Below are 13,574 nucleotides of genomic sequence, written 5' to 3' on the forward strand. Positions count from 1 at the left end.
CTCAATATCAAGATATTTCCCCAAATGTCCAACCTTGTATGTCGGGTAATATTATTCTTATACAATGCTCCCTAAAAATGTATTAAGGAAGGAAGACCTAGGGAATATGTCGAATTTCATTTGATATAAATATGAAAATGAAGTGAGGCGATAGCGGTGGCAGAAACCCAAAGTGATATAGAATATGACATTGCCGAACCGAAAGCTGATTCACTAATTCATTCCATAAGGTCGTTTGGTTATGATTTGGCTACGGCTTTGGCAGATTTGATTGATAATAGCATTACAGCCCGAGCTAAAAATGTTTGGGTGAACTTTTTTTGGGACGGAGCTTTTTCTTGGATTTCTATCAAGGACGACGGGATAGGGATGACACAAGAGGAACTCGTTAAGGCAATGATACTTGGATCAAAAAATCCGTTATTACCAAGACCGGCAAATGACTTGGGGAGATTTGGACTGGGGTTAAAGACTGCTACTTTCTCGCAATGCAAACAATTGACCGTAGCTTCAAAAATGAAGGAAAGAGATATATCAGTAAGATGTTGGGATTTGGATTATATTTCAAATTGTGGGCAGTGGCGTTTGTTGAAAAAGGGATCTAATAATTTAGAGTCAGAATCTTTTGAGGGAATAGAGCAAGGTACACTTGTTGTTTGGGATAAACTTGACAGGGTTGTGGATGAAGAAGCTGTAGTTGATGATGATCGGGCTCATGACCATTTTCTAGAGAAAGCTGCTCTCGTAAAGAAGCATTTGGCGATGGTATTCCATAGATATTTGGAAGGTCCCAATCCACTAAAAATTTGGTTTAACGGCAAGCTGGTGTCCCCATGGAATCCATTTCTCATCGATCAGAAGGCGACGGAATTACTAACTGTTGAACCGTTATTTGTAAATGGCAAACGAATAGAGGTAAGACCATATATACTACCACATCATTCAAAAATATCGCAAGAAGATCATTTAAATGGTGCAGGTACAAAGGGATGGAATGCACATCAAGGCTTCTATGTGTATCGTAATAAGCGAATGCTAGTAGCAGGCGATTGGCTGGGACTTGGTTTTCAAATGGAAGAACATTATAAACTAGCTCGGATCCAGATTGATATACCTAATAGCCTTGATCAAGAATGGTCAATAGATGTTAAGAAATCGAAAGCACGTCCCCCTCAAAATATTAGGCAAGATCTTAAGAGGATAGCTAAGCTGACTCGAGAAAGAGCTTCAAATATATACAGGCACCGAGGGAAAGTTGTCTCGCGTACGACTAGTACAGAATTTATATATTTATGGAAACAGAGTTTAAAGCATGGCAAGGTATCTTATAAGATAAATCGTGAACATCCATTAATTCGCGAATGTAGTAAAAGCAATAATGAAAACCAGGTATTAGAATCATTACTAAGAATGCTGGAGGAGACAATTCCAATCCCAATGATTCTACTTAACTATTCGGAGCAATCAGATAATATAAAAGGCCCTTTTGAAGATGAGCCACCCAAAGAGTTAAATGCAGCATTGGAAAATAGCATTAAGGCGTTATTAAATCAAGGTTTGACGATAAATGATATAAAAAAAAGATTGTTAGCAATGGAGCCATTTGATTTGTATAAGGAATACGTTATAGCCCGTTGCGAAGAATTTGAGGAGGAGAATACATGAATTTATTGGACGTTGCCAAAAGCCATGTCATGGTAATATTAAGGCAATACGATATTGTTACATCGGATATTATTAAAAACTCAATACAACCTGTATTGGCAATGTTACATGTACTTTATCCAGATCAAATTATTGATGAAGAAAGATTATATCGGGATTTATTAAGTATTAATAATGTGTATGTTGCAAATGAAACTCAACTCAGAGACGATCGCGATCATATTGTTTGGTTACCTGATCGAAAAAGTGAGATAACTTGGGGGTTTTGGAATCGATATAGACATTATTTAGAAGATGTCAAATCATATCCTTCTATTGTTATCTCTAAACTTCACGGACTCACAGATAATATTTTAGGCAGCTTGGAAGATCCTAAAAGACAGGGGGAGTGGGACAGAAGAGGCATGGTGGTAGGTTATGTGCAGTCCGGTAAAACCCTTAACTATACAGGACTCATATGTAAGGCTGCTGATGCGGGATATAAACTTATCATTGTTATGGCGGGAATACATAATGATTTGCGTAGTCAAACACAGCTCCGACTAGACGAGGATTTTCTCGGCTATGATACGCGGTTGAGTAGGCAATACAGCAATTCTAACAGAAAAGTCGGTGTTGGCAAACTTGTTGAACATGGTGATTTGGTTATTCATTCATTAACTAGCAGTGCCGAAGACGGGGATTACCGAACCCAAATTGCCAGAAATGTTGGATTTATGTTGGGTGGTGACCCGGTTATATTAGTAGTAAAAAAGAATGCTTCGGTGCTTCAGAATCTTTTACGATGGATTCAAAGTGACGGAAGGGTTGATCCCGAAACGGGAGAGATAACGCGCGATAATATTCCGTTGTTGGTTATAGATGATGAAGCTGATAATGCTTCAGTCGATGGAAAGCAAGCTAAAAGAGATGAGAACGGAACAATACTGGAAAATACCGATCCCACCACAATAAACCGATTAATTAGACAGCTTTTAAAAACCTTTCAAAAAAGTTCTTATGTAGGCTACACTGCAACACCATTTGCTAATATATTTATATATCCACCGGACGACAGTGGAAATGTAAAAAAATACGGGGAGGACCTCTTCCCTCGGAGTTTTATCATTAATCTGCCGGCTCCCTCTAACTACATAGGTCCAGTGCAGGTATTTGGATTAGACGATAATGGAGAGCTCGGATTAGATGAACATCCGGGGCTACCCATTGTTGAGGAAGTTGATGATTATGAACTTCATATCCCGGATCGGCATAAAAAAGATTTTCCTGTAAAATCACTCCCACCTACACTTAAAAAAGCAATTAAAGTATTTGTTATTTCATGTGCAGCAAGGATGGCAAGAGGGCAAAATACTGACCATAAGTCGATGCTAATTCATATCACACGCTTTACGGTTGTTCAGGGATTGATAAAGGATCTTGTTCTTCAAGAACTGACAAGAGTTCAAAATCTATTAGAGTTTGGTTCCGGGAATTCCACAAACCCAATAATTGATGAACTAAAACAAATCTGGGAAGAAGATTTTTCGAATGCAACAGTTGAAATTCAGAAAGTTGTGGATGATCCCCAAATAACAAACTTAGAGTGGGAAAAGGTTGAACAGCATCTATATGACGCCGCGGCGAAAATTCAAATTAAAGCCATAAACGGTTCTGCAAAAGATGTTTTAGACTATAAGGACCACCCGAACGGTATGAGTGTTATCGCTATTGGTGGTGACAAATTATCCCGCGGTATTACTTTGGAAGGCTTAAGTGTAAGTTATTATCTACGTGCATCTAAAATGTACGACACCCTAATGCAGATGGGAAGATGGTTTGGATACAGGCCAGGATATTTGGACTTATGCCGACTTTATACCAGCGAGGAGCTTATAGGCTGGTATAAACATATAGCTATGGCTAATGAAGAGCTTCGCAAGGAATTTGATTACATGGCAGCTACGGGAGGAACCCCTATGGATTATGGTCTTAGGGTTCGTACTCATCCTGATGGATTGCAAATCACTGCCTCAAACAAATTGAAACATGGAACAAAAATGGCAGTTTCATTTTCAGGGGGGATTAGTGAGACGGTAGTATTCCACAAGAACAAAGATATTGCGGAGAAAAATTATTCGCACGTAAACAGTTGGCTTTCCCAATTAAGTACACCAGAACCTATTGATGGCTCATGGCGGTGGACGGGAATTACAGGTAAAAGAATAATTGAATTGCTTGAAGGATATAGGACGCATCCCTTGTCCCGAAAAGCTGAACCATCAACTTTATGCAAATATATCCAAAAGTTATTACTTGAAGATGAGCTTAAGGAATGGACTGTGATATTAATATCCAGCAGAAGAGGAACGAAGGATAAAATAGCAGGTTTAGACGTTGGACTTATAGAAAGAAGAGACGATAGTGAGAAAGATTCAAAAAAATGGATGTTACCAAAAGGCAGATTGCTCAGTCCTGTTGATGAATACAAGTATGATTTAGATGAATCAGAAATAACCTCTGCTTTAGAAATGACCATTACAGCTTGGAGGAACAATCCGAAAAGAAGAGGGATGGAAGAACCGATGGAGCCGAGTGGACCATATATAAGAGCTGTTAGGTCTAAGCAAAAAGGACTGTTATTGCTTTATCCTCTGCGTGCTCCTTACCCAGATTCTGAAAAACCCATAATCGGTTATTCCATTAGTTTTCCGAAAAGCCATAAGTCAGTACAGATTGAATACCTTGTTGATACCACTTATTGGAGAAATGTATATGGCGACGATGAAGAGCAATATTGAGTCTGTTTGGCGACAGATAGAAGAATCTATTGAAGCAGGAGACGGAAGAAATGGCATAATTAAGAGACTTATTATGCCTCAATGGAAAAATAATCTTTTCCTGGGTGTTGAGATTGAAACTGGAAAACGATTATTTGTGTTCGAAGCTCCGTATAAAGTATTACGAAATTTAGGCGCATTGCCTCAAACAAACGGTTTTGAGGCAAGCATTCGGTATCTGGGAGATGAACAGGAGAATTATCTTTCGCTTTTCATTATTGTTAAAAAAACGCAGTTTCATGATTTGTTTGTATCATTAATAAAAGATATCTTGGGGCATCTTGGTCCACAGGACACTGAGCGCTCAGTAGAAATTGTTATCTCGAGGCTTTTAAGGTGGCAAAAATTTTTGGAGAGGTTCCACTTTGAGGGGCTTGGAGAAGAAGCCCAGAGGGGGCTCTTTGGTGAACTTTATTTCCTGAATCGTTTAATTGAATTTGGAGTAAACAGTCATACTGTCATCAGGTCTTGGAGAGGTCCGGAAAGAACCGTTCATGACTTCATATTTCAGACTTGCGCTTTAGAAGTGAAGACTTCAATAAGTAAACAGCACCAGAAAGTATATATTTCAAGCGAAAGGCAATTAGATAATAGTCAGTCTGGAGAATTGTATTTATGCCATTTTTCCTTGGATAATCAATCCGGTCTAGGGTTCTCCCTGAATCAAATTATTCAAGTTATTAGAGAAAAAATTGATAATGCCCCTCTAGTGACAGAACTATTTGAGGATAAATTGTTTGAATCAGGCTATTTGGATATACATTCTGAGCGTTATAAAGTTCCGGTTTATAGCATTAGGGAATACAATCTTTTTAAGGTAACTGAAGGCTTCCCGAGGATCGTAGAAAATGACCTAATTGAAGGTGTTGGAGACGTCAAGTACTCGATTATGATATCTGAATGTAAACATTACTTGGTGCAAGAAAATGCTGTGCTGAGCATGATAGGGGATGCTGCTTCCTATGGGTAATAATTTGTTAGAGTTCGCACAAGACTTTCAACAAGAGATTATTAGCTTATCGGAAATGGACGGCGAAGAGAATTTCCGTGAGGACCAGTTTACGAGACTATTTATGGACTACTTATCTGAATTCGATGAAATTGAAGACAGTGATGTCTGCTCTTACCGTGGAAGAGGCATGCAGATTAATGGTTATAGCTTTTCTGAAGAGCTTGACCAAATGGTTCTTTTTATGGCAAATTACACTGCGGCATGTCCCCCTGAATCAGTACGTAAAAGTGATGTGGAGGCTGCAACCAAAAGGGGTATAAATTTTTTTAAAAAAGCTTTGTCTGGTTTGCATACTTCACTAGAGGAAGCATCACCTGTATTTGATTTAGCATTACAACTATTTGAGAGCAAAGAAACATTAACAGAATTGAAAATTGTATACATAACAGATGGATTAGCAAAGTCAGTTGTTTTGGAAGAGCCTTCGGTAAATGGCATCCCGATACAGATACAGGTGTGGGATATTGAGAGGCTATATCGTTCATGGAGTTCCGGACAGAAACGGGAAGCGATAGAAATCGATTTCGCTGAGCACGGGCAAGCAATTCCTTGCTTGCCCATGCCCGAAGAAAATCCGGACTATATGACATATTTAGCTATATTTCCCGGACAGGTTCTTGTGAGTATTTACGGCCAATTTGGTCCCAGACTGTTGGAACGCAATGTGAGGTCTTTCCTGCAGGCAAGAGGCAATGTCAATAAAGGAATTCGTTCCACTATCCGATTTGAACCACACATGTTCTTAGCATACAATAACGGCCTTTCTGCTGTTGCCGAGAACATCGAATTGATAAATTTAGATAATGGGACAATAGCCATGAAAGCTGTAAAGGATCTCCAGATTGTAAATGGCGGTCAAACCACCGCCTCAATTTATCATGCTTTTAAAAAAGACAAGGCAGATATGAATGATTTGTATGTACAAGTTAAACTGACCGTAATATTAGACTCAAGTAAAATTGACGAAATTGTCCCTCGTATTTCTGAATATGCGAATAATCAAAATAAAATTCAAACAGCTGATTTTTCAGCGAACGATCCTTTTCATCGCAAAGTTGAAGAACTTTCAAGGACGATTTGGGCACCCGCGAAAAATGGCTTGCAGAGACAGACTAGATGGTTCTATGAGAGAGCCAGAGGTCAGTACTTGGATGAGAAAGGTCGTGCCTCTACTGCAGCACAAAAGAAGCAGTTTGATTTTACTCACCCCAAAAGTCAGTTGTTTACTAAAACTGATTTAGCTAAATTTGAGAATACTTGGAATCAGTTACCTTATTTTGTGAGCAGAGGCGCCCAAAAAAACTTTAATGAGTTTACTGTTATTAATAGCGAAGAATCGGTCTCTTCTCTTCCAGATCAAAGATATTTTGAAAGGCTTGTTGCCAAGGCAATATTATTTCATAAAACTGAGAAACTCGTTCATGAACAGAGGTATGGAGGATATAGAGCAAATATTGTAACCTATACTTTGGCGTGGTTAACCCATGCCACTCAAAAAAGGATAAACCTTGATAGAATTTGGAGAGAACAAGATATTTCACCTGCGCTAGAGAGGGCGATTATTCAAATTTCTGGGTATGCTCATCGTCACATAATTAATGCCCCTGGAAATGGAAACGTAACCGAATGGTGTAAGAAGGCCGAGTGTTGGGATGGCTTTAAAAAACACGAGATTAAACTTTCTGCCGAACTCTTCGAAGAATTGGTTGAAGTTGAACAGACAGAGATAAGTGATGATAAAAGTGAGCATTTAAGGCTGATTGATAAGATCAAAAAAATTGATTCACAAATATGGTTTGATATAGCGGCTTGGAGTAAAGAAACTAATAGCTTGCTCCCTTGGCAGAGAAGTCTCGCCTTTAGTTTGGGGAAAATAGCTAAGCAAGGAACTACGCCTTCTATTAAACAAGCGATACATGCTGAAAAAATATTAGCTGATTTAGATATGCTTGGATTTTTCTTGGATGATCAGCGAATTACTTCGTAGTGTTTATATTTGTCTCCTAACCTGGTATAATGAGTTATAATATTGATTTCGGGAGTATTGTCTATGAATTTTATCGATTTATTTGCAGGTGCCGGTGGTTTATCAGAAGGATTTATACGTCAAGGTTTTGAACCGGTGGCCCATATTGAGATGGATGCTTACGCTGCTCAGACTCTTAAAACACGTGCAGCATATCACTATCTTAAAAAAAACGGCAGATTAGACGTATATCATAGATACCTTGAAAATCTAATTAGCAGAGATGAACTCTATCAGGAAGTAGATTCTAAGGTATTAAAAACTGTATTGAATAGAGAAATTTCTAATCAGAGTATTGATGAATTATTCCAAACCATTGACGAAAGTCTCGAAAATAAAGAAAACTCAGCTGTAGATGTTCTAATTGGGGGCCCCCCTTGCCAGGCTTATTCATTAGTTGGTCGAGCGCGAGATCCTTATAATAAAGAGCACGATCCTAGAAATTATTTATATCAGCAGTATGTGAAATTTTTAGAGAAGTACAAACCCAAGTTGTTTGTTTTCGAAAACGTACCTGGTATTCTGACCGCGGGAAAGGGAATGTTATTCGAAGATGTAAAAAGGATTATGGATGAGGCTGGATACAATATTGAAGCGCGAATTCTTGATGCAAGCATGTTTGGAGTCTTACAAAAAAGACGTCGTGTTATATTGATTGGGTGGGTGAAGGGGACTGATTTTTTCTACCCAGAGTTTGGTGAAAGTAATCATAAATACTTAGTCTCAGATATTCTTAATGATGTGCCTGCACTTCAACCCGGAGAGACAAAGGACTATCTTTATGCTACGCCACCTTCCGAGTATCTTACAAAATACGGTATCCGATCGGATGACGACATTTTAGTACAGCATATTAGTAGGGTTCATAATGAACATGACAGAGGAATTTACAGGCTAGCAATAGATAAATGGGATATTGAGAAAAAGCGTTTGAAATACACGGATATTCCAGAGGAAAATAGAACTCATAAAAATATTACCGCATTTTTGGATCGTTTTAAGGTTGTAGCCATGGACTTGAATTATTCTCATACTATGGTTGCACATATTGCGAAGGACGGCCATTATTACATTCATCCAGATATTAAACAGTTACGTTCTTTATCTGTACGAGAAGCGGCAAGAATTCAGTCGTTCCCTGATAACTTTTTTTTTGAAGGACCAAGGACTGCGACTTTTACACAAATTGGAAATGCAGTCCCGCCTTTGATGGCAGAGAAAATCGCCGAAAAAATTAAGCAGATGTTAGAGAATAAATTAGATCGGCAAATAGAGCTATCCTTTTGATGAAAAAAAGGATAGCTTTTTTAATAAGTAGTTACTGTCCAATATATTGTTTACTTAAATAAAGTATTCAAATTTGGTTGATTCAATTGCCCTTTAAGAAGTGGTTATATGGTTGATTGAAATACAAGGTTAATTATTTAAGAATCGGATATCAGGATCTTCAATAAACTAGGTGCAGGTAAATAGTCCCTTATGTCGAATTATGAATTTAATGAGTATCTGAAAAGGTAGGTGTAGACCATAAATGGAAGCAGTAGCATTTAAGCCGAGAGCTAGATTAATGTCCCAATTAGGAGAACAACTAATAAAAGATGAAAATATTGCCGTATTAGAATTAATTAAAAACTCATATGACGCAGATGCCAAAAATGTGAGGATTTCTATAGAAAATTTAGATGAACCTAATCTTTCAAGGATTGTTATCGAAGATGATGGTGATGGAATGTCTTTAGAAATTGTAAAGAATTGTTGGATGGAACCTGGGACTGACTTTAAAGAAGAGAAACTTAAGGAAATGTTAGGAAAAAAGTTGAAAAGTAAACTTAATAGACTTCCTATGGGGGAAAAAGGAATAGGAAGATTTGGTGTTCATAAATTAGGAAACAAAATTACTTTGATTACCCGTTCAGAGGGAAATAATGAGGTCTTTTTACATATTGATTGGGAGAAATTTAATTCAAGCAAGTATCTTTCAGATGTTCCGATAAATATTATCGAAAGAAAGCCGACAATCAAATATATAAACAATAGTCCAAAAGGGACAAAGATTATTATTGAAAAACTTAAGGGTACTTGGACACGGGGCAAAACCAGAGATTTACAACGTTCAATTACATCATTGAATTCGCCATTTAAAGCTCTAGATTCTTTTAGTATTGATTTCAGAGTTGATAAAGAAGATTGGCTAAAAGGATTGTTGAAATTTGAAGAAATAAAAGACTATGCCTTATTCAAAGCTAGTATGAAGCTTTCTGGTAATAAAATCAGAGATTATAAATATGAGTTTATACCTTGGAATTCGCTTTCTAAACTTGAGAAAAGAATTGATAAGATTGAAGAAATTGATATGGTACTTGAACAGAGAGTAGTAACCGAAAAAGGGAAGAGAAGGAAGGAACTCGCACCTATCGATATATCCCAATATAACATTGGTGATGTTGAGATTGAGTTACTTAGCTTTGACTTAGATTCTTCAATATATAAATTAGGTGACCGGGATTTAAGTGGATTGAAAAAATACATGGGCTCAAATGGTGGGATATTTGTCTATAGAGATAACATTAAAATTTATACGTCCGGTGAAAACGATTGGCTAGGTCTGGAATCTAGTCGCGTAAATGCTCCCGGAGATAAAATAAGTGCTAACCTTGTCTTAGGTAGTGTCAATGTAAACAGGGATAAAAGTTCGGATCTGCGAGAAAAAACTAATCGAGAAGGTTTCATTGAGGACACTGCCTACAGAACCTTTCGGGATGCTGTTACTTTTGCGGTTCAGAAATTTGAAAGAGACAGAGCAAAAGATAAACAATATTTAAGAAAGTATTATGGGGTAACATCTAAATCGGAGCCAGTTATGGCTGAAATTGCGACTTTAAAAGAAAAAATTAACAATAAAATTCAAGATAATGCGGTGAAGAAAGAGATTTACGGATGTTTAGAAAATATTGAGAGGGATTATAAGCATATTACAGAAATTTATCAAAAGAGTTCAAGTGCAGGATTGAGTATGAGCGTGGTTTTGCATGAAATAGAAAAAATACTTGCAGAGCTTGAATACGTTATAAATTCAGAGAAAACTTCTGACCATGTAAAATCCCTTGTCAAAAGATTAGGGAATTTAACTGACGGTTATGCTTCTGTCGTTAAATCTAAATCAATAAAATCATTTGATTTAAAGAAAATGATCGATCAATCCCTCTATATGGTTGATTTTAGACTTTCAGCACATGAAGTTGAGATTGATAAGTCATACCTCAATATAAATGAAAAAGTTAAGGGTAATGAGAGTCTTTTAGCAAGTACTATTATAAATATTATTGATAATTCGATTTGGTGGCTACATTATGCAAAAGTTCCTAATAAAAAGATATATATTGATATAACTAAAGATATCTCGGGATATATAAGCGTGATTATAGCTGATAATGGGAAAGGCTTCACTATACCTACAGAAATAATAACAAAACCATTTATAACTGATAGGCCAGGCGGAATGGGATTAGGGCTTCATTTGGCTAGCGAAATTATGAAGCAACATGGGGGCAACCTGTTTTTTCCAGATTTTAATGACATACATTTACCTACCGAGTATAAACAAGGCGCTATTATCGCACTATCTTTTAAGGAGGCTAAGTGATTTTGGAAGCATCATTTTTTAACAAAGTATTAATCATTGACGATAGAATTGAAGAAGCCTTACCAATAATGCAATCTTTATCAAAGAGAGAAATCTATACATTATATTGGGACGGGAAGGTCCATTCAAAACCATTAAAACCACTCGAAGGAGTTCGACTAGTTTTTCTTGATATGCGATTTTCTTATGTTACAGATTCTAGGTCAATAGTAAGTCATTTATTTACATTAATGAAACACTCAATAAGTATTAACAATGGACCTTACATTCTTTGTGTTTGGAGTAAGCACACGAATGAATATTTTACAGACTTTAAAATGGAGCTAGAAAATCATACTGATGTGCCCAGACCTTTTTTAATAACAAATATAGAAAAAAACCAATTTATTGAGCGAATTATTGAAAAAAATGAAATATACGAGGAAATAGCAGCTACACTAGAAGATAACAAAAATACCGAAATTAAGGAACACGTGTTACAAATATTACAAAACCAGGGGTTAGAGACTTCTGAGCGGGTCGATTTTAAAGATGATATAATTGATAGATTGCTTCAACATTTAGATGAAAAACTGAAGGGAATGAATTCTTTAGCAGCTCTATTGATGTGGGAAGATTTGGTGAATAAATCAACCCAAAACCTTGTGAATGAGATTTCATTGCTTTCCGAACTTGATGCTCACTGGGATAATAATATAAAAACACTGATTCAGCATTTGGCGGCAGCCAATGCTGGAAAGTCTCTGGGTGAAACAGCTAAAGCCTACATAACTAATGCATTTTCAACATTAAATTACATGTTGCCTGACGCTCTTTGGAATCAGTTAGTTCAGCTCGAAATAAATGAAGAAGATTATATATTTATTAAAGAACCTGCTATAAAGGAAATGTTTGGTCAAGATGAGTATTCAATTACTAAGAAAAGCAAATTTGTTGTGAAGAAAAGTGGCTCTGCTGATCATATATCTTTTAAATCAGTTTCGGATATTTCAACTCATACAGATAATGAGATACTCATAAAGTTACATAACAAATATTTGACTATGACGGGCCATAGTAATTTTAAATTACTTTGCGAAAGTGCTATTAAAGAAGAGGCTAGTAAGCCAGGGGGCTTATACAAGATTGAGAATGGTACATCGTTTGCTGAAATGAGCAGCTCAATATTTAAAAATTCGGAGAGTATTAATTCTGAGAAAAATACATTAATAAAGTTAGACATTTCTTCAGCATGCGATTATGCACAAACTAAGCTAAAGAGAGTGCGATCATTATACGGAATGATGGTAGAGGACTCCAATTTCTTGTACATAAATGAAACTGATGACATTTATTGCACTCCCAATATTCTAATTGAAGGTAGAATCGTTAAAATGGTTTTTAATTTTCATTTTGTACAAAGCGAATCCCAAATCGATTTGAAGAATGAAGATAAGCTTTTACATTTCAGAGAACTCATTCTAACTGAAATAAAAAATAAACTGAGTTCGTTTGTTTCTAGGGTTGGATTGATAAACTTATAAATAACAGTGCAAAAGATTATCAATCTGTATTAGACCGTTAGATTAAAGGATCAACTAATTTAAATGAAGTAAGTACTTCCTAATTATTGCTTGCCTCTTAAACATGAATTTGTAAAGGTTCAACTTTTTCTCGAGCACTTTTTAAACTTTCGTTTTTTGTTGACGACTTGTTGACGAACATCGTCAATAACCAATAAAACTCAAACAAATCGAACAATACGAGTTGGATAAAACCCTTATAAATCAAGGGTCTTATCTAACTAACACAGTATTCAAACAACTCCCACATGTTCCCGCATACGGTGCATGTGGAATCGGTAGTATTGTTAATTTATGATAGTGTGAACAATAAATAAAGTCTTGCCATATCAAATAAAGTCCTGCTAAAAATTAAATAAACTCGTGATAAACAAGGGGAAAGGACAAGTGGAAAAAGGGAAAACCCTTATCCCATAAGCCTTTCCCCGATTTTTTTATCAAGACATTATTCAAACTCAAATAAAGTTGTGATAAAAAAGGTGAGGAGAAAAAGGGGGAAATCACGGATTTTTAGCAGAACATTATTTAATCGAGTAACGGTGGAATGCGGGTTTAAAGGGGATAAAATAACAGAACTTTATTTAATATGGACAGATAGATAGGAACATATTTGAGCGATGCCACAAGGCATTGCTCTTTATTTAGGTCGTTATATCTAAGGAGTTAAGGAGGAGCGCTGAATAGTCGTACCGATTAAGTAGTTAACTCTCTTAAATAGCTAGAAATAATAGAGAACTAAACAAAATTTTTCCTGTGAAGCAAATGATATGTATGGATTATCCCAGTTGTTTTCAAAAACTGTACGATTCGAAATGAAATAACATTGAAATGAACTCAAAAGTATAGC

Annotated in this window: 7 protein-coding genes; all 7 read left to right on the forward strand. The window is 36.4% G+C overall.

Annotated elements, in window-relative coordinates; genetic code table 11:
• Window positions 1-156 precede the first annotated feature (156 nt).
• The 7 genes from A8990_RS07310 (at window position 157) to A8990_RS07340 (ending at window position 12,688) form a co-directional block, all read left to right on the forward strand.
• On the forward strand, window positions 157-1,665 hold the full coding sequence (locus A8990_RS07310; RefSeq protein WP_220376787.1) for an ATP-binding protein: 1,509 nt from the start codon (window positions 157-159) through the stop codon (window positions 1,663-1,665).
• On the forward strand, window positions 1,662-4,445 hold the full coding sequence (locus A8990_RS07315) for a Z1 domain-containing protein (RefSeq protein ID WP_116188354.1): 2,784 nt from the start codon (window positions 1,662-1,664) through the stop codon (window positions 4,443-4,445). Before A8990_RS07310 ends, A8990_RS07315 begins: the two co-directional genes overlap by 4 nt.
• Window positions 4,420-5,454, forward strand: coding sequence for a PD-(D/E)XK motif protein (locus tag A8990_RS07320; RefSeq protein ID WP_181909445.1), 1,035 nt, complete (start codon window positions 4,420-4,422; stop codon window positions 5,452-5,454). Before A8990_RS07315 ends, A8990_RS07320 begins: the two co-directional genes overlap by 26 nt.
• Window positions 5,447-7,483, forward strand: coding sequence for an AIPR family protein (locus A8990_RS07325; RefSeq protein WP_116188356.1), 2,037 nt, complete (start codon window positions 5,447-5,449; stop codon window positions 7,481-7,483). The genes A8990_RS07320 and A8990_RS07325 overlap by 8 nt, the downstream gene beginning before the upstream one ends.
• A gap of 63 nt (window positions 7,484-7,546) precedes the next feature.
• Window positions 7,547-8,809, forward strand: a complete 1,263-nt coding sequence (locus A8990_RS07330) for a DNA cytosine methyltransferase (RefSeq protein ID WP_116188357.1) — start codon at window positions 7,547-7,549, stop codon at window positions 8,807-8,809.
• Window positions 8,810-9,053: 244 nt separating this feature from the next.
• Window positions 9,054-11,165, forward strand: coding sequence for an ATP-binding protein (locus A8990_RS07335; RefSeq protein ID WP_116188358.1), 2,112 nt, complete (start codon window positions 9,054-9,056; stop codon window positions 11,163-11,165).
• A 2-nt stretch (window positions 11,166-11,167) separates the two neighbouring features.
• On the forward strand, window positions 11,168-12,688 hold the full coding sequence (locus tag A8990_RS07340; protein ID WP_116188359.1) for a hypothetical protein: 1,521 nt from the start codon (window positions 11,168-11,170) through the stop codon (window positions 12,686-12,688).
• Window positions 12,689-13,574 lie beyond the last annotated feature (886 nt).

The organism is Paenibacillus taihuensis (genome assembly GCF_003386535.1).
GTDB lineage: Bacteria > Bacillota > Bacilli > Paenibacillales > Paenibacillaceae > Paenibacillus_Z > Paenibacillus_Z taihuensis.